General features: G+C 68.7%; 26 protein-coding genes. 15 read left to right on the top strand and 11 right to left on the bottom strand.

From position 1 onward, the window contains the following. Window positions 1–256 precede the first annotated feature (256 nt). The 3 genes from C3B61_RS08465 to C3B61_RS08475 are packed head-to-tail and all read right to left on the bottom strand — an operon-like array spanning window position 257 to window position 1,688. A complete protein-coding gene (locus C3B61_RS08465; protein WP_103460350.1) occupies window positions 257–601 on the bottom strand; it encodes a hypothetical protein in 345 nt (114 codons plus the stop codon). Window positions 602–645: 44 nt separating this feature from the next. After that, window positions 646–1,104 carry a hypothetical protein gene (locus C3B61_RS08470; RefSeq protein ID WP_103460218.1) on the bottom strand — a complete coding sequence of 153 codons (459 nt, stop codon included), beginning with the start codon at window positions 1,102–1,104 and terminating at the stop codon, window positions 646–648. Beyond that, window positions 1,101–1,688, bottom strand: coding sequence for a PadR family transcriptional regulator (locus tag C3B61_RS08475; protein ID WP_103460219.1), 588 nt, complete (start codon window positions 1,686–1,688; stop codon window positions 1,101–1,103). Before C3B61_RS08475 ends, C3B61_RS08470 begins: the two co-directional genes overlap by 4 nt. Window positions 1,689–1,811: 123 nt before the next feature. On the opposite strand from C3B61_RS08475, the gene C3B61_RS08480 reads away from it, so the two are divergent. From C3B61_RS08480 to C3B61_RS08510, 7 genes are all read left to right on the top strand, one after another. Then, window positions 1,812–2,486 (top strand): TetR/AcrR family transcriptional regulator, encoded by a 675-nt coding sequence (locus C3B61_RS08480; RefSeq protein WP_103460220.1) that lies wholly within the window; start codon window positions 1,812–1,814, stop codon window positions 2,484–2,486. Further along, window positions 2,483–3,250 (top strand): DUF6544 family protein, encoded by a 768-nt coding sequence (locus C3B61_RS08485; RefSeq protein WP_103460221.1) that lies wholly within the window; start codon window positions 2,483–2,485, stop codon window positions 3,248–3,250. Before C3B61_RS08480 ends, C3B61_RS08485 begins: the two co-directional genes overlap by 4 nt. Before the next feature lie 123 nt (window positions 3,251–3,373). Continuing rightward, the gene (tatA, locus tag C3B61_RS08490; protein ID WP_103460222.1) at window positions 3,374–3,625 is read left to right on the top strand and encodes a Sec-independent protein translocase subunit TatA; all 252 of its coding nucleotides are present in this window, start codon (window positions 3,374–3,376) and stop codon (window positions 3,623–3,625) included. A 6-nt stretch (window positions 3,626–3,631) separates the two neighbouring features. After that, complete coding sequence (gene tatC / locus C3B61_RS08495) at window positions 3,632–4,432, top strand: twin-arginine translocase subunit TatC (RefSeq protein WP_241990496.1); 801 nt, start codon at window positions 3,632–3,634, stop codon at window positions 4,430–4,432. 34 nt (window positions 4,433–4,466) lie between these two features. Next, window positions 4,467–4,784 carry a twin-arginine translocase TatA/TatE family subunit gene (locus C3B61_RS08500; protein WP_103460223.1) on the top strand — a complete coding sequence of 106 codons (318 nt, stop codon included), beginning with the start codon at window positions 4,467–4,469 and terminating at the stop codon, window positions 4,782–4,784. Further along, window positions 4,781–5,383 carry a fumarylacetoacetate hydrolase family protein gene (locus C3B61_RS08505; RefSeq protein ID WP_165788001.1) on the top strand — a complete coding sequence of 201 codons (603 nt, stop codon included), beginning with the start codon at window positions 4,781–4,783 and terminating at the stop codon, window positions 5,381–5,383. Before C3B61_RS08500 ends, C3B61_RS08505 begins: the two co-directional genes overlap by 4 nt. Window positions 5,384–5,393: 10 nt before the next feature. Beyond that, window positions 5,394–6,362, top strand: a complete 969-nt coding sequence (locus tag C3B61_RS08510) for an acetylxylan esterase (protein ID WP_103460225.1) — start codon at window positions 5,394–5,396, stop codon at window positions 6,360–6,362. A 7-nt stretch (window positions 6,363–6,369) separates the two neighbouring features. Here C3B61_RS08510 and C3B61_RS08515 read toward each other — a convergent pair whose 3' ends face one another. Next, entirely contained in the window at window positions 6,370–7,053 is a 684-nt protein-coding gene (locus C3B61_RS08515; RefSeq protein WP_241979902.1) for a FadR/GntR family transcriptional regulator, read from the bottom strand. Between the two features lie 288 nt (window positions 7,054–7,341). Between C3B61_RS08515 and C3B61_RS08520 the strand changes: the two genes are divergently transcribed. From C3B61_RS08520 to C3B61_RS08550, 7 genes are all read left to right on the top strand, one after another. After that, a complete protein-coding gene (locus tag C3B61_RS08520; RefSeq protein ID WP_341476145.1) occupies window positions 7,342–8,832 on the top strand; it encodes an ABC transporter substrate-binding protein in 1,491 nt (496 codons plus the stop codon). Window positions 8,833–8,893: 61 nt separating this feature from the next. Beyond that, window positions 8,894–9,847, top strand: a complete 954-nt coding sequence (locus C3B61_RS08525; protein WP_103430889.1) for an ABC transporter permease — start codon at window positions 8,894–8,896, stop codon at window positions 9,845–9,847. 2 nt (window positions 9,848–9,849) lie between these two features. Then, window positions 9,850–11,835, top strand: coding sequence for a dipeptide/oligopeptide/nickel ABC transporter permease/ATP-binding protein (locus C3B61_RS08530; RefSeq protein ID WP_103460227.1), 1,986 nt, complete (start codon window positions 9,850–9,852; stop codon window positions 11,833–11,835). Further along, on the top strand, window positions 11,832–12,635 hold the full coding sequence (locus tag C3B61_RS08535) for an ABC transporter ATP-binding protein (RefSeq protein WP_103460228.1): 804 nt from the start codon (window positions 11,832–11,834) through the stop codon (window positions 12,633–12,635). The genes C3B61_RS08530 and C3B61_RS08535 overlap by 4 nt, the downstream gene beginning before the upstream one ends. A gap of 20 nt (window positions 12,636–12,655) precedes the next feature. After that, a complete protein-coding gene (locus C3B61_RS08540) occupies window positions 12,656–13,582 on the top strand; it encodes a dihydrodipicolinate synthase family protein (protein WP_103460229.1) in 927 nt (308 codons plus the stop codon). After that, window positions 13,579–14,514, top strand: coding sequence for an ROK family protein (locus C3B61_RS08545; protein WP_103460230.1), 936 nt, complete (start codon window positions 13,579–13,581; stop codon window positions 14,512–14,514). Before C3B61_RS08540 ends, C3B61_RS08545 begins: the two co-directional genes overlap by 4 nt. Before the next feature lie 24 nt (window positions 14,515–14,538). Continuing rightward, window positions 14,539–15,216 carry an N-acetylmannosamine-6-phosphate 2-epimerase gene (locus tag C3B61_RS08550; protein WP_103460231.1) on the top strand — a complete coding sequence of 226 codons (678 nt, stop codon included), beginning with the start codon at window positions 14,539–14,541 and terminating at the stop codon, window positions 15,214–15,216. A 23-nt stretch (window positions 15,217–15,239) separates the two neighbouring features. Here the strand turns inward: C3B61_RS08550 and C3B61_RS08555 are convergent, their stop codons facing one another. The 4 genes from C3B61_RS08555 to C3B61_RS08570 all read right to left on the bottom strand — a co-directional run bounded on the left by C3B61_RS08555 (window position 15,240) and on the right by C3B61_RS08570 (window position 18,638). Continuing rightward, window positions 15,240–15,854 (bottom strand): DUF2238 domain-containing protein, encoded by a 615-nt coding sequence (locus C3B61_RS08555; RefSeq protein WP_133160249.1) that lies wholly within the window; start codon window positions 15,852–15,854, stop codon window positions 15,240–15,242. A 10-nt stretch (window positions 15,855–15,864) separates the two neighbouring features. After that, complete coding sequence (locus C3B61_RS08560) at window positions 15,865–16,728, bottom strand: endonuclease/exonuclease/phosphatase family protein (RefSeq protein WP_103460233.1); 864 nt, start codon at window positions 16,726–16,728, stop codon at window positions 15,865–15,867. An 81-nt stretch (window positions 16,729–16,809) separates the two neighbouring features. Then, window positions 16,810–17,853 carry an LLM class flavin-dependent oxidoreductase gene (locus C3B61_RS08565; protein WP_103460234.1) on the bottom strand — a complete coding sequence of 348 codons (1,044 nt, stop codon included), beginning with the start codon at window positions 17,851–17,853 and terminating at the stop codon, window positions 16,810–16,812. 134 nt (window positions 17,854–17,987) lie between these two features. Continuing rightward, window positions 17,988–18,638: an NADPH-dependent F420 reductase gene (locus C3B61_RS08570; protein ID WP_103460235.1), complete on the bottom strand. Its 651-nt coding sequence runs from the start codon at window positions 18,636–18,638 to the stop codon at window positions 17,988–17,990. 138 nt (window positions 18,639–18,776) lie between these two features. Between C3B61_RS08570 and C3B61_RS08575 the strand changes: the two genes are divergently transcribed. Further along, window positions 18,777–19,130, top strand: a complete 354-nt coding sequence (locus tag C3B61_RS08575) for a winged helix-turn-helix transcriptional regulator (protein ID WP_241990495.1) — start codon at window positions 18,777–18,779, stop codon at window positions 19,128–19,130. A 17-nt stretch (window positions 19,131–19,147) separates the two neighbouring features. On the opposite strand, the gene C3B61_RS08580 is transcribed toward C3B61_RS08575, so the two are convergent. The 3 genes from C3B61_RS08580 to C3B61_RS08590 all read right to left on the bottom strand — a co-directional run bounded on the left by C3B61_RS08580 (window position 19,148) and on the right by C3B61_RS08590 (window position 21,292). Beyond that, window positions 19,148–19,561, bottom strand: coding sequence for a DoxX family protein (locus C3B61_RS08580; RefSeq protein ID WP_103460236.1), 414 nt, complete (start codon window positions 19,559–19,561; stop codon window positions 19,148–19,150). Between the two features lie 38 nt (window positions 19,562–19,599). Beyond that, a complete protein-coding gene (locus tag C3B61_RS08585) occupies window positions 19,600–20,358 on the bottom strand; it encodes a hypothetical protein (protein ID WP_133159846.1) in 759 nt (252 codons plus the stop codon). 79 nt (window positions 20,359–20,437) lie between these two features. Then, a complete protein-coding gene (locus C3B61_RS08590) occupies window positions 20,438–21,292 on the bottom strand; it encodes an endonuclease/exonuclease/phosphatase family protein (RefSeq protein WP_103460238.1) in 855 nt (284 codons plus the stop codon). Between the last annotated feature and the right edge of the window lie 20 nt (window positions 21,293–21,312).

Below are 21,312 nucleotides of genomic sequence, written 5' to 3' on the forward strand. Positions count from 1 at the left end.
ACTGCAGGTTGTGGCCCGTGGCCCGAGGTCGCTGGCAGGACCCGAGAGCACCTGCTCCGACAGAGCCTGCACCGATGCCGCACGCGGGCTGTGGCTGGAGACACCCGGGCCACCTCGACGGCGTAGTGATCGCTCCGCCGCGGCTGTTCGCGGCACGGTTTATGCCCGGCGGCAGGGTTTATGCCCGGCGGCACCCGCTACAGCGCGTGCCGCGGGGACGAGCGCGGGCCGGGCCGGGCCGCCCGAGCGGGCCAGGTCAGCCCAGCGCGACGAGCACCGTGAGGCCGGCCAGCACCGCGCAGAGGGGCGCCATGGTCCACCGCTCCGGCTGCGACCGTGAGGCGGCATTGAGCACGATGCCGAGCAGGAAGTAGCCGGCCAGGACCCAGGTCGCAACGATGACGAACCCGGGCCACGGGATGATGTCGGCCAGTCCGGCGCGCTGCACAACGAGCACCCCGAAGATCAGGTAGAGACCGATCGACGTGGCACTGCCCAGGCGCTTCCGGATGGGCAGCACCCGGTCCTGCCCGCCCCAGGCGAACTGCCCCAGTGGTGCACCGGCGATGAGTGCGGCCTGGAAGACAATCAGACTGGCCATGAGCACACAGAACAGCACGGCCGCGCCGGTCACCACCCCGGCGCTCACCGGGGCACCCCCGTCGGCCCGGCCCGTGGGCCTTCTCGCTCACTGCGCGCCAGAAGCAGCGTCAGACCGAACAGCACGGCCGTGAACGGGGCCCAGCCGTACCGTTCCCAGGGGCTGGATGAGGCCAGGTTCATGAGCACGCCCAGCGCGAGATACCCCACCAGCACCCAGGTGCCCCAACGGCTCAACGCGGGTGGCACGCGCATCCCGAGCCCACCCCGAGCGAGCACGATGACCGCGGCGACAACCCAGATCACCGCGCTCACGGCGCTGACCATCCGCAGCTCGGCCGGCAGGGTGCCCGCATTCGCGCCACCGAGCGCGGCGGCGCCGAACGGTGCACCGAGCATCAGGCTGATCTGGAAGATCACGACAACGAGGAACCCGAGTGCGACGGCAATCGCGGTTCGCCGCCGTGGGAAAAGACGGCGCGAGACGGTCGAACCGGCGCTCATGAGTGCTCCCGGGCGGGGGTGGCGGCGGAGTTGGCAGCGGGCGGGGCCGCCGACGCCAGGCCGTCGAGAACACCCAGCGCCTCATCCGCCCAGGCGAGCGAGGCGCGCGCGGCATGCTCGCCGGCCAGCACGGTGAGGAGAATGTACGGCGCATCCGGTCCGGTGTCGGCCTCCAACTCCTCGCGGATGCGGCACATCCCGGCGAGTTCGGCCTCGGCGGTGGCCCGCGTGTCCGCCACCAGTTTCCGGCAGGCCTCCTGACCGAGTTGGCGCCCGAAGAACAGCCGCAGCAGCACACCGTTTCGCGGCTTCACCGGCTGAGGGGCCTCGGCGAGCAACTCGCGCAGGCGCTCAGTGCCCAGCGGGGTGAGGGCGAACGTGGACGAGCCGGCGCGGAGGGCCGCCTGGCGCTCGATGAGCCCGTCGCGCTCGAGTGCGGTGAGCGCGGGGTAGATCTGCCCGAAGCTCTCCGCCCAGAAATGCCCGAGGGCATCCCGGATCTGCTCACGCAGGGCGTACCCGGTCATCGGCGCGATGCTCAGGCCGCCGAGGACGGCCATCCGGGTCTGGTCTGTCGTAGCCATCAATAGACTCCTTATATCTTCTAGTTATATCTATCAGATAGTCGGGCCGAAAACCAGCTTCCGCCGCACATCGATACACTCGTCATAACGTTACGAGCCGTAACGTTATTGGGGAGATGCGTGATGGCACCGGACGACCTGGCCGCCCGACCGCAACGAGGGTCGGCGCGGGAGCGCGGGCGCCCGCGGCATCCCGATGTCGACGCGGCCATCATCGCCGCGGCCGTCGATCTGCTCGGTGAGGTCGGCTACGCCGGCTTCACCATCGCCGGGGTAGCCAGGCGGGCCGGGGTGGGCAAGCCGACCGTGTACCGACGGTGGCCGCACAAGTCCCAGCTCGTCGTCGAGGCGATGGCCACGCAGATGCCGGGGGAGACCGGTGTGCGCGTCGGCAGCGTCGCCGAACAGCTGCTCGATTACGCCACCCGGCTGTCGGTGACGCTCACACACACGCCGCTCGGTCGGGTGCTGCCCGGACTCGTCGCCGAGATGGCGACCGACCCTCAGCTCGCCACGAGCTATCGCACCCTGATCATCGAGCCCACCCGACGGCTGTGGCGGGATGCCGTCCAGCGCGGCATAGCCACCGCTGAACTACTGCCGGACACCGATGTCGAGTTCGTGCTCGACGCGCTGGCCGGTCCGCTGTACGTGCGGGCGCTCATCACCGGGGCACCCGCGAACCCCGATGCGCCACGGCTCGCCGTTCAGCTTGTACTCGCCCGCTACGGGATGGCGCCGGCCCACGGCGCGCCCCGGCACCCGTTCCGCACCGCGAACGCCGGGGCCACGCCGTGACGGCCAACCACGTTCCGGGCGAAGCCCGGCAGGTGAGCGAGGCGTGGCGCCAGCTGGCCGCCCGCCCCAACCCGACCGAGGCCTTCGCGCTTGAGCTCGTGGCGCAGCTGCCCGAACCCGCACGGCGCTGGCTCACTCACGCCATCCCCACGGGAACGCCCCTCTCCAGCTCGGTGCAGCTGACCATGCGCGGCGAGATCAGGCTCGGCGTCTGGCGGAGGTTCTCCGCCCGTCAGATCCTCGCTCCCGGCATCGGCTACATCTGGGCGGCCACGGCCTGGGTGGCCGGGCTGCCCGTGCGCGGCTTCGACCGGTTCACCACCGGCACCGGGGAGATGCGCTGGCGGATGCTCGGGCTCTTTCCCGTGGTCACCGCCGTCGGCGCCGACGTGGCCCGCAGCGCCGCCGGGCGACTGGCCAGCGAGATCGTGCTCGCCCCCATCGGCTTCCGCACGGCGGTCTGGACGGCCGGCCGTTCGGCAGATCACGTCATCGGCACGTGGCAGGTCGACGGCGAAGCGGAATCCGCCGAACTGTGCATCGGGCCGCGCGGTGAGGTGCAGTCCGTGTCCCTGTGGCGCTGGGGGAACCCCGGCGGGGCGCCTTTCGGACGATATCCCTTCGGCTGCACCGTGCACAGCGAGCAGGAGTACGCGGGTCTGACGCTGCCGGCCACGTTCACCGCCGGGTGGTGGTGGGGCACCGGTCGGCAAGGTGAGGGTGAGTTCTTCCGCGCCCGCATCACCGCGGTGGTGCTGGGCTGACGCCGAAGACGGTGAACCTCGGACTGAACTCGGCCAATGATCCGCATTCCCTTGCATTCCCGGCGAATTCCAGTAGCGTATGACGTCAGACGTTCTACATCCCACTGACGAGAGACGAAAATCATGCTTGCAAACCTCACCGGATGGCACATGGTCATCATCCTGGCGATTGTTCTGCTGTTGTTCGGCGCCCCCAAGCTCCCGGGCCTGGCCCGCAGCGTCGGCCAGTCGATGCGCATCTTCAAGAGCGAAGTCAAGACCCTGAAAGACGACGACGGCACGGATGCGCCCGACCCGGCCGCCGAGCTGACCCACCCCGGCACCCTGGTTGCCGAGCCCATCCCGCTCCCGACGCGCGCCTCCACCCGGATCTGACCCATCGTGACCACCGTCACGAAGGTGAAGTCCGCCCGGGACGGGAAGATGACGCTGGGCGGACACCTGATCGAGCTGCGCAAGCGCATCACCCGGGCGGCTATCGGAATCCTGTTGGGCGCCATCGTGGGCTGGATGCTCTCCGAGCCCGTGCTCGACGCGCTTCGTGTTCCGATCGGCAACATCGCCCAGGCCCAGGGCCGCGCCTCCGAGCTGAACTTCACCACCATCTCCGAGGCGTTCGACCTGCGGATGCAGATTGCGGTCACCGTCGGCGTGGTGATCTCCTCACCGATCTGGCTGTACCAGATCTGGGCATTCTTCATGCCGGGCCTGGCGCGCCGGGAGAAGCAGTTCGCGATCGCCTTCGTCGCCTCCGCGGTGCCGCTGTTCCTGGCCGGCTGTTCGGCGGGCTGGTTCGTGCTGCCCAACATGGTGGCGCTGCTGACCTCGTTCGCTCCGGAGGACTCGGCGGCGATCATCAGCGCCAAGGGCTACTACGACTTCGTGCTCAAGCTCGTGGTCGCGATCGGCATCGCCTTCGTGCTGCCGGTGTTCCTGGTGCTGCTCAACTTCGCCGGTGTGCTGAGCGCCACGTCGATCCTCGGCTCGTGGCGGATCGCCATCGTCGTCGTGATCATCTTCACCGCCGTCGCCACCCCCGCCGCCGACGTGATGTCGATGTTCATGCTCGCCGTGCCGATGATCCTGCTGTACTTCGTGGCCGGTTTCATCGCCTGGATCCACGACCGGCGGGCCCGAAAGGCCGCCGACCGGATCGACCAAGAGCTGGCCGGCCTTCGATGACCGGCCGGTCGACAGCAGCGAAGGAGTTCCCGCCATGTTCGGATTGACGTTCGACAAGCTCATCATCATCGCGATCATCGCCGCGTTCCTGCTCGGCCCCGAACGCATCCCGCACTACGCCGCGATGCTCGGCCGGTTCGTGCGCAAGGCCAAGGAAATGGCCGACGGCGCCAAGGACCGTCTCAAGGACGAGATGGGCCCGGAATTCGACGACATCGACTGGAAGAAGCTCAACCCCCGCCAGTACGACCCGCGCCGGATCATCCGCGACGCCCTGCTGGACGAGTCCCCGCACGACCCCGCCACACCAGCCACACCCGCCACACCCTTTATGAAAGGCTCCACCCCGTGAAGATCGCCCGCACCAGCACCCCCGGCCTCGTCGTAGGCATCGGCCACAACGCCGATCCGCAGGCGACCCTGCCCGTGCAGGCCTGGCTCAAGTCGGTGCGCACCGTAGCCAACGACGGTGACCAGATCGTGCTGGCGGCGGATGCGGGCACCGTTGTGGCCGAGGGCGAGCTCGCGGTCGTCATCGGCCGCACGGCCAGCCGGCTGACGGTGGAGAACGCCCTCGAGCACGTGCTGGGTTACACGATCGTGAACGACGTGACCAGTGCCGAGCGCAACGCCGTGGACAACAAGAACTTCGAGAGCAAGGCCGGTACCAACTACACCCCGCTCGGCGCCTGGATCGAGACCGAGATCGCCGACCCCGAGAACCTCGAGATCATCGTGGAGGTCAACGGCCAGGTCGTGGCCAGCTCCGGCACCTTCAACCTGCCCTCCCGGGTGGTCGACACCCTCGTCTACGTCACCCGGTGGATGACCCTCGAGCCCGGCGACGTGGTGATGACAGGGTCGCCGAACACCGCGGCCGAGCTCAGCGCGGGCGACGAGGTGGCGATCACCATCCCCGAAATCGGCACCCTGCGCAACACGGTCCGCTGAGAGCGCCCGCATGCTGTTGGACCTGCCCGAAGCCGAGCTGCACGACTACCGAAGCGCGCAGGTGAACCCAGACGATTTCGACGAGTTCTGGGCCGAGACCCTGCACTCCTCCCGCCGGCATCCGTTGGCCCTCGAGGTGCAGAAGATCGACGCCGGCCTGGCCACCCTCGACGTCTACGACCTCACCTTCTCGGGCTTCGAGGGAGAACGGATCAAGGCCTGGCTGCGGGTACCCGCAGGCACGACGGATGCCCTGCCCACGATCGTTCAGTTCCACGGCTACGGCCGCGGCCGCGGCGATGCCATCGAGAACCTGCTCTGGGCCTCCGCCGGCTACGCGCACCTGGAGCTGGACACCCGAGGACAGGCCTGGAGCGGCTCGCGGGGGAGCACCCCGGACAGGGCGGGCTCTGGGCCCCAGGTTCCCGGGTTCCTCACCCGGGGCATCGACTCGCGGGAGACCTATTACTACCGACGCCTGATCGTGGACGCCGTGCGCCTGGTCGACACCGTGACCGAGCTGCCGACCACGGATCCGGACCGGGTGATGGTCACCGGCATCAGCCAGGGCGGCGGGCTGGCCCTGGCCGTTGCCGGCCTCGTTCCCGGCCTGCGGGCCGTGGCCGCGCGGGTGCCGTTCCTGTGCGACTTCCCGCGGGCGATCATGATCACCGACTCCGACCCGTACAAGGAGATCGCCAACTATCTGTCCTGGTATCGGGGTAAGGCCGACGCCGTGCTGCACACCCTGTCGTACTTCGACGGCGTCAACTTCATCACCCGCGCCACCGCGCCGGTCTGGCTGTCCGCGGCGCTGATGGATCCGATCTGCCCGCCGTCGACGGTGTTCGGTGCCTACAACGCCTACGAGGGCCCCAAGGAGATCACGGTGTGGCCGTTCAACGGCCACGAGGGCGGCGGGGTCGACGACGAGCAGCTGGTGCTCGATATCGCCCGCCGGAGCCTCTCCGGCGACTAGCGGGCAGCTAGCCGGCGACGGTCTGCAGCGCCGCCTTCTCGAGGGAGCGACGCAGCGGTTGGTAGTGCGCGATGACCGCTTCGCGATACGCGTCGAGGTCGCCGGCCTTGGCCGCATCCAGCATCGCGCCGTGCGCACGCGCCGTGTCGTCGATATCGGTGGCCGGGGCGATGCCGAGCTTCGGGTACAGCACGGTGTTGATCTCCCAGAACGCCGTGACCAGCTGGCCGACCAGGGTGTTGTCCAGGTAAGCCAAGAGCCGGGTGTGGAAGGCCAGGTCTTCCTCGGCGAAGGACTCGCCGGTCGCGCTCTTGGCGACCATGGTGGCCACCAGGCCCTCGAGGATCTCGTCGGTGCCGCCGTGCAGCGCATCGATGATCTGCTGCGCCATGACGGTGTCGAGCGCCTCGCGCACCTCGATCACCTCGCGGAGCGCCGCGAAGTCGTCCTGCGGGCGGAGCACGCCCCGGAACACGAGCCCCTCCACCAGGGGAGCCAGCGACAACTGGCCGACATAGGTGCCGTAGCCGTGTTTGACTTCCACGATGTCCAGCGCAGCAAGGGTCCGAATCGCCTCGCGAACACTCGACCGGCTAACTCCCAGTTCAGCGCAAATTTCGGTTTCGGTGGGCATCAGGTCGCCCGATTTGAGCCCTTTGGTCAAGATAAAGTCTTTGATCTGGTCGGTCACGGAACTGCGTTTCCGCGACGTTTCGGATGCGAAAACTCCTGATTTCGACTTGTCATGATTTGGCATCCGATGCTTGACCTTTCACTCGAGTGTGTATAACTTCAGTTTATCACGTAGGACGTCTGACGTCTGATTTAGCTTTCCGAACACAAAAAAACGAGAGGCAATCTGATGCTCCAAGAATCACTTCAGGGGAAGACTAGCCGTAGGGTCTTCCTCCAGGCCGCAGGCGCCATGGGTTTGGTGGCGACACTCGCCGCCTGCAGCGGCCCCGCGTCTACCAACAGCGTGGCACCGACCAGCTCCGAGGGCCCCGGCATTGACAAGAACGGAACCATCGAGGCGGGCATCTCCTACGCCCTCTCCACCGGTTTCGACCCGATGACCACCACCGGCGCCGTCACGGTCGCCGCCAACTGGCACGTGCTCGAGGGCCTGGTCGAACTCGACCCGGTCACCCGCGAGGTGTACGCGGCGCTCGCCGCCGACCTGCCCACAGTGAGCGGCAAGACCGTCACCGCAAAGCTGCGTGACGGCGCTGTCTTCCACGATGGCACTCCGGTAACAGCAGACGATGTCGTCTTCTCGTTCCAGCGTGTGCTCGACCCGGCGAACGCGTCGCTCTACCTCACCTTCCTGCCGTTCGTCGACTCGATCGCCAAGGTCGACGCCAGCACTGTGAAGATCACGCTCAAGCAGGAGACCGCCCTCGCCCTGGAGCGCCTCTCGGTGGTCAAGATCGTTCCCAAGGCACTGGTGGAGGCCGACAAGGTCGCCTTCGACTCCCTGCCGACCGGAACCGGTCCGTACAAGATGCTGTCGGCCGTCAAGGACGACAAGATCATGTTCGAGCGCTTCGACGCCTACACGGGCGCCCGCCCGGCCCTGGCCGCCGCGATGACCTGGAACCTGCTCTCGGATGCCGCAGCCCGCGTCACCGCCGTGCAGTCCGGTCGGGTGCAGGCCATCGAGGATGTGCCGTACATCGACGTCGCCTCGCTGAAGGACGCCACCGTGGAGTCGGTGCAGTCGTTCGGCCAGCTGTTCATGATGTTCAACACCTCGGTCGCCCCGTTCGACGACAAGCGCGTTCGCCAGGCGTTCCGCTATGCCATCGACTACGAGAAGCTCATCAACACGGGCATGCTCGGCCAGGCCACCGCGGCCACCAGCTACCTGCAGAAGGAGCACCCGTCGTACCAGAAGGCCAAGACGGTCTACACGTACGACCTGGCCAAGGCCAAGAAGATGCTCAAGGCCGCCGGGGTCGACGGGCTGTCCATCACGCTGCTGGCCACCGACACCAGCTGGGTGAAGGATGTGCTGCCGCTGATCAAGGAGGACCTCGACGCCGCCGGCATCGCCACCACCATCGACTCCAACCAGTCCGGTGCCCAGTACAAGACCGTCGACGAGGGCAACTACACGGTGATGGTCGCCCCCGGCGACCCGTCGGTGTTCGGTAACGACGCCGACCTGCTGCTGCGCTGGTGGTACGGCGCCGCGACGGTCTGGCCCACCAAGCGGTACCGCTGGGCCGACTCCGCGGAGTTCGCCACGCTGACCGGCTACCTCGACGACGCCATGGCGACGTCGGATGCCGCCGAGCAGAAGAAGCTGTGGGGCAAGGCCTTCGACCTCATCGCCGACGAGTGCCCGGTCTACCCGCTCGTGCACCGCAAGCTGCCGACGGCTTGGAACGAAGACGCCATCACCGGCTTCAAGCCCGTGGCCTTCACGGGCCTGTCCTTCCTGGACGTCGCGCGCACCGCAGAGTAATCCACCCGGGGGCCGGCCGGTGGCCGGCCCCCACCCCATTTTCTTTCTAGAGGAGACAATTGTGACCGCGTTGCTCAGGCTCATGGCCCGACGAATCGCCGTGCTCCCGATTATGATCCTGGGCATCACCGCCCTCGTCTTTTTCGTTATGCAACTCGCGCCGGGAGATCCGGCCATCAACGCTCTCGGGGAGAGCTCGTCGGAGACCGCCAGAGAGGCCTATCGCGAAGACGCGGGTCTCAATGACCCTCTGATCGTGCGCTACCTCACCTTCCTGGCCAACCTGGTGCAAGGCAACCTCGGCGTCACCGTTCCGCCGGCGAGCAAGGTGACCACCCTGATCGGGTCGGCCTTCCCCCTCACCGTGCAGCTGACCATCATGGGCCTGCTGATCGCGGTGGTGCTCTCGCTCACGCTCGGCGTGACCGCGGCGCTGTACCGCGACCGCTGGCCCGACCAGCTCATCAGGGTGGTGTCCATCGCCGGCATCGCGGTGCCGTCCTTCTGGCTCGCCATCCTGCTCATCCAGAACTTCGCCCTGGGCCTGGGTTGGCTGCCCACCGGCGGGTACGTCAACATCAACGACTCCTTCACCGGCTGGCTGGGCACCATGATCCTGCCGGCGATCTCGCTCGGCATCCCCGTCGCCGCCTCCCTCACCCGGGTGGTGCGCACCTCGATGGTCGAGGAGCTCGACCGGGACTACGTGCGTACCGCCATCGGCAGCGGCCTGCCGCGCAGCGTCGTGGTGAGCCGGAACGTGCTGCGGAACGCCCTCATCACCCCCGTGACGGTGCTCGGCCTGCGGGTCGGTTACCTCATCGGAGGGGCCGTCATCATCGAGGTCATCTTCGACCTGCCCGGCATGGGCAAACTCATCCTCAACGGTGTGACCAACAACGACATCAACCTGGTGCAGGGCGTCACCCTCACCGTGGCGCTGGCCTTCGTGGTCGTCAACATCGTCGTTGACATGCTGTACCTGCTCATCAACCCACGGATTCGGACGGTGTAACGATGCGTCGATCACTCAACGCGCGACTGAGCGTGCCGGCCCAGCGCTTCGGCGCCATGCCGCTCGGCTCCAAGGTCGCCCTCGCCTTCTTCGGTCTCGTGGTGCTGCTCGCGGTCCTCGCGCCGGTCATCGCCCCGTTCGACCCGCTCAAGTCGGGCATCCCGGCGCTGCCGCCCTCGTTCGAGCACCTCTTCGGTACCGACCGCAACGGCCGCGACATCTTCTCCAGGCTGCTCTACGGCGCCAGGTTCTCCCTGGCCATCGGCCTGGGGGCCACGTCGCTGGCTCTCATCGCCGGTGCGATCATCGGGTCGATCGCCGCCACCGCGTCCAAGTGGCTGAGCGAGACCATCATGCGCATCCTCGACATCATCATGTCGTTCCCCGGCATCGCCCTGGCTATCGTCTTCGTTGCCGTCTTCGGCAAGGAGCTGCCGATCCTGATCTGCACGATCGCGTTCCTCTACGTTCCGCAGATCGCCCGGATCGTGCGCGCCAACGTGATGGCCCAGTTCGGCGAGGACTACGTCTCCGCCGAGCGGGTGATGGGTGCCCGACTGCCGCACATCCTGTTCTGGCACGTGGCCCGTAACTGTGCGGCCCCGATCATGGTGTTCGTCACCGTGCTGGTGGCCGACGCGATCGTCTTCGAAGCGAGCCTCTCGTTCATCGGCGCCGGCGTGCAGGACCCCGCCCCGTCCTGGGGCAACGTGATCTCCTCCGGCCGGAACCTGCTGCTCAGCGGCGGTTGGTGGGCCACCTTCTTCCCCGGCATGCTCATCCTGATCACGGTGTTGTCGCTGAACATCCTCGCCGAGGGCCTCACCGACGCCCTGGTGAAGCCGGCTGCGAAGAACGCCAAGGCCGTTGCCGCCGTGTCCGCTGCCGACAGCGCCACCACCACGACGGTGTCCGTGGTGGAGACCGCCGCGGCATCCGTGCCCCTCGAGATGCACCTCGCCCAGCTGCGGCTGATCGAATCGACCCGCACCGACCGGCTGGTGTACACCGGTGATGCGGCCCCGCTGCTCGAGGTGAAGAACCTGAGCATCCGCTTCCCGAACCGGCACGGTGACATCGCCATCGTCGACAACGTGAGCTTCTCGGTTCGGCCCAGCGAGACGATGGCCCTGGTCGGCGAATCCGGCTGCGGCAAGAGCATCACCAGCCTCGCCATCATGGGGCTGCTGCCGGACACCGCCGAGATCACCGGGCAGATCCTCTTCGAGGGTCGCGACCTGTTGACCATGCCGCGCAAGGAGCGCCAGGCGCTCCTCGGGCACGAGATGGCGATGGTCTACCAGGATGCGTTGAGCTCGCTCAACCCGTCGATGCTCGTCAGCACCCAGCTCGGCCAACTGATCAAGCGCGGTGGCACCCGCAGCGCCACCGAGCTGCTCGAACTCGTGGGCCTGGACCCCGTGCGCACGCTGAAGAGCTACCCGCACGAGCTGAGCGGCGGACAGCGCCAGCGGGTGCTGATCGCCATGGCGCTGACCCGGGACCCCAAGCTGATCGTGGCCGATGAGCCCACCACCGCGCTGGACGTGACGGTGCAGGCGCAGGTCATCGACCTGCTCAACGACCTGCGCGAGAAGCTCGGCTTCGCGATGGTGTTCGTCAGCCATGACCTTGCCCTGGTCGCGGAGCTGGCGCACCGCATCACCGTCATGTACGCCGGCCAGGTGGTGGAGTCCGCTCCGACCACGGCGTTGCTGATGAGCCCCCGCCACGAGTACACGCGGGGCCTGCTCGGTTCGGTGCTGTCCATCGAGGACGGCGCCACCCGGCTGCACCAGATCCCCGGCACGGTGCCCTCGCCGCGTGACTTCGCCACCGGCGACAGGTTCGCGCCACGGTCGAGGAGCGGCGACGCGGTACGGGCCACCCGCCCGGAGCTGCGGCCGATCACCGGCACCCTGCACCTTGTGTCCACCCACAACGATGCCCTGCTGGCACCGGATGACGAACTGGAGACCACGCGATGAGCACCGGCAACGAGATTCTGCGACTCGACGACATCCACGTCATCCACACCGCCCGCACCGGAACGCTGTTCCGCCGGGACAAGGTGCACGCCGTCAACTCGGTGAGCCTTACCCTGAACCGCGGCGAGACCATCGGCATCGTGGGGGAGTCCGGCTGCGGCAAGTCCACCCTCGCCCGGGTGATGGTCGGGCTGCAGGAGCCGACCAGCGGCACGGTGTCGTTCAAGGGACGCAACATCGTCAAGCGCGACCGGACCACCGCCAGGGCCTACGGCAAAGCGGTGTCCATCATCTTCCAGGACCCGTCCACCGCCCTGAACGCCCGCATGAGCGTGCACGACGTGCTGATGGACCCGCTCCGGGTGCACGGAATCGGCACCCTGGCGCAGCGGGAAGCGCGGGTGCGGGAACTGCTCGACCTCGTCGGGCTGCCCGCCTCCACCAGCGATGTGTTCCCCGGTCAGGTCTCCGGCGGCCAGCGCCAGCGTGTGGCCATCGCCAGGGCGCTCGCGCTCGAACCTGACATCATCATCGCCGACGAACCGACCAGCGCCCTGGATGTGTCGGTGCGCGCCCAGATCCTCAACCTGTTGAGCGACCTGAAGGTGGGCCTCAACCTCGGCATGGCGTTCATCTCGCACGACATCCAGACCGTGCGCTACGTGTCCGACCGGATCGTCGTCATGAAATCCGGACGCGTCGTGGAGGAGGGACCCGCAGAGCAGGTCTTCACCACCCCGAGCGATCCGTACACCCGCACCCTCCTCGGTGCGGCTCCCAGCCTTCTCATCCATAACTAAAGAAATCAGGAGCAACAACTATGTCAGCACCCACCTTCGGCGGAGTCGTTCCCCCTCTCGTCACCCCTCTCACTGCAGACGGAGCCGTCGACCTCGAGTCCTTCGAGCGTCTGGTCAACCACCTCATCGACGCCGGCGTCGACGGCCTGTTCGTCCTGGGTTCCTCTGGTGAGGTCGCCTTCCTCTCCGACGCGGACCGCACCGTCGTCCTGACCGAAGCCGTGCGCATCTCCGCCGGCCGGGTCAAGATCATGACCGGCGTGAACGACATGACCCCGGCCCGCGTCGTGGCACAGATCCGCCTGGCCGAGGCCGCCGGCGTCGACGCCATCGTGGCCACCGCCCCGTTCTACACTTTGCCGAACCAGGCCGAGATCGAGACGCACTTCCGACTGCTCGCCGCCGCGACCACGCTGCCGATCTTCGCCTACGACGTGCCGGTGCGGGTGCACAACAAGCTCAGCCTCGACATGCTCATCCGTCTGGGCGCCGAAGGTATCATCGCCGGCGTCAAGGACTCCAGCGGCGACGACGTCGGATTCCGCCGCCTGGTGATGGCCAACCGGGCCGCCGGCAGCCCCCTGGTCGTCTTCACCGGCCACGAGGTCGTCGTCGACGGCGCTCTGCTGCTGGGCGCCGACGGCGTGGTTCCCGGCCTCGGCAACGTCGACCCGAAGCGCTACGTCGACCTGTTCGCCGCGTCGAAGGCCGGCGACTGGGAGGCCGTGCGCCGCATCCAGGACGAACTGTCCGAACTGTTCGAGATCGTCTTCCAGGCCTCCGGCGTGAGCGGCGAAGCCGCCGGCCTCGGCGCGTTCAAGACCGCCCTGGCGCACCTGGACATCATCTCGACCAACCGGATGTCGCCGCCGGTTCCCGCCCTCGCCGGCGAGACCGTCGAGCGCATCCAAGCGATCGTCGACCGCGCGGGCCTTTTGGTGCGATGACCTTCACACTCGGCGTCGACCTCGGCGGCACCAAAATCGCGGCGGGACTCGTCGCCCCCGACGGCGTCGTCACCCGGCGGATGTCGGCGCCGACGCCGGCCGCCGAGGGCCCGGAGGCTATCCTCCAGACCATCGTCGACCTCGCCACCAGCCTCACCGCATCCGCACCCGGCGCCGCCATCGCCGGGTGCGGGATCGGCGCAGCCGGCGTTATCGACCCGGTGAGCCGCACCGTGCAGTTCGCCACGAACTCCCTGCCCGGCTGGACCGGAACCCGCCTCGGCGCCGAGATCGAGCGCCGGCTGGGTGTGCCGGTCGCCACCGTCAACGATGTGCACGCGCACGCCATCGGCGAGGCCGTGCACGGCGCCGGCCGGGGCGAGCGCACTGTGCTCGTCATCGCCGCCGGAACCGGGATCGGCGGAGCTCTCGTGATCGACGGCGTGCTGCAAGCCGGTCGCCACGGGGCCGCCGGCCACTACGGGCACGTCCCCGCCGCGGAAGCCGCGGGACTGGCCTGCACCTGCGGCGGGGTCGGCCACCTCGAGGTCATCGCCTCGGGACCCGCGATTCTGCAGGCCTATCTGCGCCGCGGCGGAAGCGTGCCCAGGGACACCCAGGAGATCTTCGCCAAGGCCGACGCCGGCGATTCGGTGGCGGCGGAGGTCATCGACGTCGCCGCCACCGCGCTGGGCCGCTCGATCGGCGGCCTGATCAACAGTCTGGACCCCGATCTCGTCATCGTCGGCGGCGGTCTCGCTTCCGCAGGCCCCCGCTGGTGGAACACCGTAGAGAGCCAGGCCCGCGCCGAAGCGATGGGCCTGCTGGCCGGCTGCCGGATCGTGCCGACCTCCCTGGGCGCGGACTCGGCCATCGTCGGCGCGGCGTCCCTGATCACCAGCTCCACACTTCTGACACCACAATCTCTTTGAACTCTTTCTGAACGGATACCCGGAATGACGCATCCCTACCTCGCCGCGCTCGAAGGCGGCCTCATCGTGTCGTGCCAGGCCTACCCGGCTGAGCCCATGCGGCACCCCGAGACCATGACCCAGATCGCCGAGGCCGCCGTGCGCGGCGGCGCCGTGGGTATCCGGGCCCAGGGCATCGCCGACATCCGCTCGATCCACGAGCGGGTGGCCCTGCCGCAGATCGGCCTGTGGAAAGACGGCGCCGATGACGTGTTCATCACGCCGACCCTCGAACACGCCCTGGCCGTGATCGCCGCCGGCGCACAGATCGTCGCGATCGACGGCACCCGCCGGGCCCGGCCAGACGGCCTGACCCTGGCGGAGACCATCGCCCGCATCCACGAGCAGACCAGCGCCCTGGTGATGGCGGATGTTGGCTCTGTCGCCGACGGTATCGCCGCTCACGAGGCCGGCGCCGACTGTGTGGGCACCACCCTGTGCGGCTACACGGGGGAGCGGCCGAAGTCTGTCGGACCCGACCTCGAGGTGCTGCGCGAGCTCGCGTCGACGCTGCCGATCCCCGTGATCGCCGAGGGCCGCGTGCACACTCCGGCCCAGGCGTCGGCCTGCATCGATGCCGGCGCGTTCGCGGTTGTCGTCGGCACTGCCATCACGCATCCGACGACCATCACCACCTGGTTCGCGGATGCCGTTGCGCGGTAGCGCGACAAAAAGGGGTGCCGGGCCTACAAGGGTGCCGGGTCGGCGTCGGCCGTGGGTTCCGCCAGGCTCGTGGGCGAGCCGGTGAGGTAACTCATGCCGCAGCCCGCGAGCAGCGCGCCGGCACCTCCCCAGACCAGGTCGCCTATCGAGTCGTTGTAGCCGACGAAGATCTCCGGATCGAGGTAGGTGTGCCCGAACCACTCGAAGACCTCCCAGAGCACGCCCAGCGCCAGCCCCAGCGTCGTCGTCACCACGGCTGCCGAGAGCATCGGCCGGGGCAGGGTGTCGGCGTCGGCCAACACCCTGAACTGCACGAGCACGATGTAGAGCAGCGCGGCGCAGAGTCCGTTGGTGAGGAAGTGCACTGGCAGGTCCCACCAACGGGTGGTGAGGTAGATCCCCAGCACGCTGCTCCAGACCGCCACGAGCACCACCACGCCGAACGCGATGTCGACGCTCGGTCGCAGTCCCAGCAGCCGGGGGAGCAGCATCCCGCCGGCCACGAGCGCCAGGCTGATCCCGGACAGCGGGCCCCAGCCGACGCCGGCGACCACGATGCCGACCAGGGCCAACGCCCGCAGCGCGTCGGCGGTCGCCTCCGCGAGGCCGGACGGTCGCCGCAGCAATGTGTGGATCATGGCCAGCACACTAGCCGGATCGGCCGCCGGCAGTAGAGCTTGCCGGGCGCAGAACTGCCTGCACGGGCTCGTGGTCGGAGCCGGACCGACCGTCGAACCGTGCCGCGTTGATGCCCGTGCTCGCCACCTCGACGCCCGGCCCCACCAGGACGAAGTCGATGCGCGCCCCGCCCCGGCGCAGGCGCCGATAGCCCGAGAAGGTGCCCCACTGCGGGGTCAACCGTTCGGCGGCCGCCAGCCAGGCATCCCGGAGCGCACCCTCGCCGGTCAGCCGGCGGTAGACGGCGGAATCCACGGTGGCGTTGAGGTCGCCGGTGACCACGATTACGGCGTCGGGTTCCGCGGCGTGGGCGGAATTCACCAGGGTGATGATGAACGCCGCCGAGGTGAGCCGGGACCGCCAGGAGAGGTGGTCGAAGTGGGTGTTGAAGGCCAGCAGCCGGGCGCCGGTGGCGAGGTCGGTGAAATCGGCGGACACCACCACCCTGCTGGTGAGATTGCCCCAGGAGCGCGACCCGTGCACGTGCGGCGTGGCCGACAGCGCCCGTTGCTGCCAGGCGGTGAGCTGCAGGCGCCGGCTGTCGTAGAAGATCGGGTTGTGCTCGTCGCGCCCGGTGGCGTGCCGACCGCGGCCCACCCAGCGGTAGTGCGGGCCGAGGGCGGTGGCCACAAAATGCACCTGGTCCACCAGCGCCTCCTGCGCGCCGAGCAGTGTCGGCTGCTCGGCGACAAGCAGGCGCTTCAACAACAGCTTGCGGTTGTCCCACCGGTCGGCGCTGCCCCGCCGCAAAGTGGGCACCCGGCGACGGATGTTGTAGGTCATCACGTGCAGGTCGGGCGCGCTCACCGCACCGATCAGCGCCGCATCCGTCATGGGGCCCACGGTACCCGCGCGGTGGGGAAAGTGCGCCAGAGGAGGTGGCTGTCCGGTGGTTATCTCGCGGCTATGTGGCTGCTATTTGGCGGCGAGCAGCCGGGCCACGCGGGGCTTCACCTCGGTGGCCAGCAGGGTGAGCGACTCGTGCAGGTGCTCCGGCGGCAGACCGCCGAAGTCGCCCTGCAGGAAGTGCCGCATGTGGCCCAGGTAGCCGTGCAGGTGCACGATGCGCTCGGCGACGTCGTCGGGATCGCCCACGTAGTAGGCGCCGGGCGTCGCGACCTGGGCGTCGAACTGTCGGCGGTCGGGGGCGCCCCAACCGCGCAGCCGGCCCATCTCCACGTTGAGGGTGTGCCAACCGGGGTAGAACCGCTCCAGGGCCTCCGCCTTCGAGGGGGCGACCAGACCGAACGTCGCCACCGAAACCTTCACGTTCTCGGTGTGGTGCCCGGCCTGCGCGGCCGATCGGCGGTAGAGCTCCGTCAGCGGTGCGAACCGGTGCGGTTCGCCGCCGATGATGCCGTAGGAGACGGGTAGGCCCAGCCGTCCAGCCCGGGCTGACGACGCCGCGTTGCCTCCGGTGGCCAACCAGATCGGCAGCCGGCCGTTCACCGGGCGGGGCACCACGGCCAGGGCGTCGATCGCCGGGCGTACGCTGCCCGACCAGCTCACCGTCTCGGTGGGGCTGTTGTTGATGGTCATCAGCAGGTCGAGCTTCTCGGCGTAGAGCCTGTCGTAGTCGGCCAGGTCGTGTCCGAACAGCGGGAAGGTCTCGACGGAGGATCCTCGCCCCGCGGTGATCTCCACCCGGCCGCCGCCGGAGACGGCGTCGGCGGTGGCGAGCTGCTGGAATACCCGCACCGGGTCATCCGTGCTGATGATGCTCGCCGCGCTGCCGAGGATGATCCGGTCGGTCGCGGCGGCAGCGGCGGCGATGAGAGCACCGGGGGAAGACGCGGGCATGCTCACGGTGTGGTGTTCGCCGATGCCGAAGTAGTCCAGCCCCACCCGGTCGGCCAGGACGATGGCGTCGAAGAGGGTGCGGATGCCCTCCGCGGTGTTGCGGAAGCTGCCGTCGGGGTTCAGTGGGGTGTCGCCGAAGCTGTATGCGCCGATTTGCATGGGTCTGTCCGATGTCTGGTGGAACGGGGTGTCTGGTGGTGCGGGGTCTGGCGGAACGGGGAGCCTGCGGAACTGTGCCCGAAACGGACATCTGCGCCCGGTGTGCCGGATGCAGATGTCAGCACGGGGAACAATTAGGCGGCGTCGTCCGCTGCGGCGGCGAACTCCAGCTCGGCCGTCAGCTCGGCCGCGGTGTGCCGGCCGCCGAACACTGTCGAGCCCGGCTCGAACGCCGTCCCGGCCTCGAGCGGGCCGGCGTAGACGGCGTCGAAGCCGAACCGCTCGATGACCTCGGCCACGACGGATGCGGCCTGCGGTTCGCCCGCGATGGCCAGGGCGTGCCGGTCGGGATGCCCGGCCGGCCGGGCGTCGGTCTCCAGGTCGTGGTAGCCGATGTGGTTGAGGGTCTTCACCAGCCGGGCCGTGGCGAAGTGGTCGGCGACGATCTCGCTGCTTCCGCGGGGGTCGGTGGCGACCTCGGGGAGTTCGCCGTCGATGGGCTGCCAGTAGTTCATGGTGTCGATCACGATGGCGCCGGCCAGGGTGGCCGGGTCGACCGAGCGAAACTTGTGCATCGGCACGGCGAGCACCACGAGGTCGGCGGATGCGGCCACCTCCGCCGCCGACATCGCTGAGGCACCGGGGATGACGATGTCAACGATGAGCTGGATGTCGGCCGCGGGCCCGGATCCGGCGATGGTGACCGCGTAACCGGCCTTGAGCGCGGTGCGGGCGATGGCGGAGCCGACGCGGCCCGCCCCGAGGATGCCGATCGTGGTGACCATTGAGGGCCTTTCTGCGGGTGTTCACGGCGCCCGAATTCGCGCCGACATCCCACGATGCCAAACTCCGTCACCATTCGCCATCCGGAGGTAAGCTGCTAATCAATAGTTAGTGAGTCGGTCAGTAAGGAAGCGCAGCCAGTGAAACAAGACGTCAGCGAATCGACCTTCGCCCTCGACGAGGAAGAGTGCCGTCGGTTCCAGATCTCGGTGGAGTTGGCGGGCCGCAAGTGGAGCGCCGCGATACTGATGGCCGGCGCCCGGGGCGCTCGCCGCTTCTCCGAGTACCGCGCCCTCGTCGAAGGCATCTCAGACCGGGTGCTCGCCGCCCGGTTCAAGGAGCTCGAGCAGGAGGGCCTGATCGAGCGTGACGTGCAGCCCACGACGCCGGTGTCGATCAGCTACAGCCTGACGACGTCCGGCCGGCAGCTGATCTCGCTGCTGCATCCGCTGGTCACCTGGAGCCGCACCCGCCAGGGCACGGACACGCCGTAGCCGCCTCGCTGCCGCAACTACTTTGCGCGGCGCACCAACGCGGCCGTCGACCAGAGTGCCCAGGCGATCAGCAGCGGCTGTCCGAAGAGGCGGCCGATCCGCTTGGCGTCGGTGTCCAGCCCGAAGGCATCCTTGTGATGCACGGCCTGGGCGATGTTGCCGGGGAAGATCGCGGTGAAGAAGGCGGCGGCCAGCAGCCCGACCTTGCCGCGCAGGCCGGTCGGGGCGAACAGCAGCGCACTGCCGAGCGAGATCTCGGCGACTCCCGAGAGCAGCACCGTGGTGTCCTCGGGGAGCGGCACGAACTCCGGCACCTGTGCCCGAAAGTCGTCCCGCGCAAAGGTGAGGTGGCTGGTGCCGGCCAGGACCAGGATCGCGCCGAGCGCGATCCTGCCAGCGGTGCGGGCGGTGGAGGCGGGTGTGCTGGTCATGCGTGCTCCTTGTCGATACGTCATGGCCCGGTTCCGGGCTAGCGAATCCCGGCGATTCGCTCCAGGCCGGCGCGCAGGATGAGTTCTTCGGGGTCGGCGAGCAGGTGGTGGTTGAGGTAGAGCCCTTCCAGCCACTCGAGCACCTCTGCCTCGGGCAGGCCCACAGCGTCCCAGTCCACCCGGGGGCGGGCCGAGACGGCCGGCTGGCCGCTGGCCGGGTCGGTCCAGGCGGTGGCCAGGGGCAGGTCGGGCTCCTCGTGCTGCGCGTTCCAGAGCAGCGCGATCGGGTGGTTGGGCCCGTCGATGTGGTCGTGGCCCACGTGGCCGGCGCCCAGCCAGGGCAGCATCATCTGTTCGCCCTCGAGTTCGAGGTCGACGACCTCCAGCTGTGTCGGTTCGGGCGGGCTGGTGGCGTAGACGGTGAGGCCCAGCGCGCTCCACTCGGCAGCTTCGGCGGCATCCATGGTCAGTTCCTCGAGCAGCTCGCTGACATGACGCACGAACGGGCCGGCCCAGGCCAGCAGCTGCGCGGTATCGGCAGCCGGCCACGGGCTGATGTCACTGTCGACGCCGTCGACGTTGTGGAAGTGGTGCTCAATGCCCCGTTCCGACACGTCGAAGTGCAGCTCGCCCTCCTCGAAGCCGATGTAGATCGCGGCCCCGTCCTCGAGCCACTGCGCATCCAGCACCGGCAGGGCGAATCGCGTCGGCAGAGGGGGCGCCACCAGGGGCAGAACGCCGAGGTTGAGCACCGCGCAGAACTGCGTGTTGGGCAGGCGAAGGCTGGGGTCTGACACCGGTCTCATCTCCGTGGATCGTGGCGGGCGGGTGCCCATATCCAAGTATGGGGCAGGCTGCCGACTCCGGGCGATGCCCTCACGGCTGAGCCGGCGAGGTGCCGGCGCGCAACACCGCCTGCACAGGCTCGTGGTCGGAGGCCGCCAGGCCGTTGAACCGCATCGCGTTGATGCCGGTGCGCAGCACGGTCACACCGGGCCCGGCCAGGATGAAGTCGATGCGCTTGCCGCCGGGTGTCGGTCGTTTGTAGTGGCCGAAGGTGCCCCACTGCGGGGTGAGCCGATCGGCCGCCGCGAGCCAGGCGTCGCGCAGGGTGCCATCGATGGTCAGCCGCCGGTGCAGCGCCGAGTCAGCGTCGGCGTTGAAGTCGCCGGTCACCACGATCGCAGCGGCCGGCTCCGCACTCTGTGCCGCGCGCACCAGCCCCAACAGGGCGTCGGCGGCGCGCAGCCGGGAGCGCCAGGAGTGGTGGTCCAGGTGGGTGTTGAACGCGAGCACCCGCCCATTGGTAGCGAGATCGGTGAACTCGGCCGACACCAGCACCCGGCGCACCCGATTGCCCCAGGACCGGGAGCCGGGCACGTCCGGCGTGTCGGACAGCGCGCGTTGGGTCCAGTCGGTGAGCTCGAGGCGTCGGGAGTCGTAGAAGATGGTGCAGCGTTCGTCTCCTCCGTCGGCGTTGCGGCCCCGGCCCACGCCGCGGTAATGCGGCCCGAGGGCGCCGGCCAGCCATTCCACCTGGTCTGCCAGAGCCTCCTGCACGCCGAGCAGCGTGGGCTGCTCGGCGACCAGGATGCGCCGCACGAGCGGCTTGCGGCTCTCCCAGCGGTCAGGATTGCCGGGCAGCAGGTGGGCGAACCGCCGGCGGATGTTGAAGGTCATGACGTGCAGCTCGGGTGCGGCCACCGGGCCGATCAGTGCAACATCCGTCATCAGGCCAGCGTACGTCGTGT

The sequence above is a fragment of the Cryobacterium zongtaii genome, from assembly GCF_002909375.1.
Taxonomy (GTDB): Bacteria; Actinomycetota; Actinomycetes; order Actinomycetales; family Microbacteriaceae; genus Cryobacterium; species Cryobacterium zongtaii.

Coding starts and splice junctions, on each gene's coding strand:
- C3B61_RS08470 (WP_103460218.1), bottom strand. CDS start 1,104: ATGAGCGCCGGTTCGACCGTCTCGCGCCGTCTTTTCCCACGGCGGCGA.
- C3B61_RS08475 (WP_103460219.1), bottom strand. CDS start 1,688: ATGGCTACGACAGACCAGACCCGGATGGCCGTCCTCGGCGGCCTGAGC.
- C3B61_RS08500 (WP_103460223.1), top strand. CDS start 4,467: ATGTTCGGATTGACGTTCGACAAGCTCATCATCATCGCGATCATCGCC.
- C3B61_RS08530 (WP_103460227.1), top strand. CDS start 9,850: ATGCGTCGATCACTCAACGCGCGACTGAGCGTGCCGGCCCAGCGCTTC.
- C3B61_RS08510 (WP_103460225.1), top strand. CDS start 5,394: ATGCTGTTGGACCTGCCCGAAGCCGAGCTGCACGACTACCGAAGCGCG.
- C3B61_RS08570 (WP_103460235.1), bottom strand. CDS start 18,638: ATGGTCACCACGATCGGCATCCTCGGGGCGGGCCGCGTCGGCTCCGCC.
- C3B61_RS08565 (WP_103460234.1), bottom strand. CDS start 17,853: ATGCAAATCGGCGCATACAGCTTCGGCGACACCCCACTGAACCCCGAC.
- C3B61_RS08465 (WP_103460350.1), bottom strand. CDS start 601: ATGGCCAGTCTGATTGTCTTCCAGGCCGCACTCATCGCCGGTGCACCA.
- tatA (WP_103460222.1), top strand. CDS start 3,374: ATGCTTGCAAACCTCACCGGATGGCACATGGTCATCATCCTGGCGATT.
- C3B61_RS08555 (WP_133160249.1), bottom strand. CDS start 15,854: ATGATCCACACATTGCTGCGGCGACCGTCCGGCCTCGCGGAGGCGACC.
- C3B61_RS08545 (WP_103460230.1), top strand. CDS start 13,579: ATGACCTTCACACTCGGCGTCGACCTCGGCGGCACCAAAATCGCGGCG.
- C3B61_RS08580 (WP_103460236.1), bottom strand. CDS start 19,561: ATGACCAGCACACCCGCCTCCACCGCCCGCACCGCTGGCAGGATCGCG.
- C3B61_RS08560 (WP_103460233.1), bottom strand. CDS start 16,728: ATGACGGATGCGGCGCTGATCGGTGCGGTGAGCGCGCCCGACCTGCAC.
- C3B61_RS08535 (WP_103460228.1), top strand. CDS start 11,832: ATGAGCACCGGCAACGAGATTCTGCGACTCGACGACATCCACGTCATC.
- C3B61_RS08590 (WP_103460238.1), bottom strand. CDS start 21,292: ATGACGGATGTTGCACTGATCGGCCCGGTGGCCGCACCCGAGCTGCAC.
- C3B61_RS08550 (WP_103460231.1), top strand. CDS start 14,539: ATGACGCATCCCTACCTCGCCGCGCTCGAAGGCGGCCTCATCGTGTCG.
- C3B61_RS08540 (WP_103460229.1), top strand. CDS start 12,656: ATGTCAGCACCCACCTTCGGCGGAGTCGTTCCCCCTCTCGTCACCCCT.
- C3B61_RS08480 (WP_103460220.1), top strand. CDS start 1,812: ATGGCACCGGACGACCTGGCCGCCCGACCGCAACGAGGGTCGGCGCGG.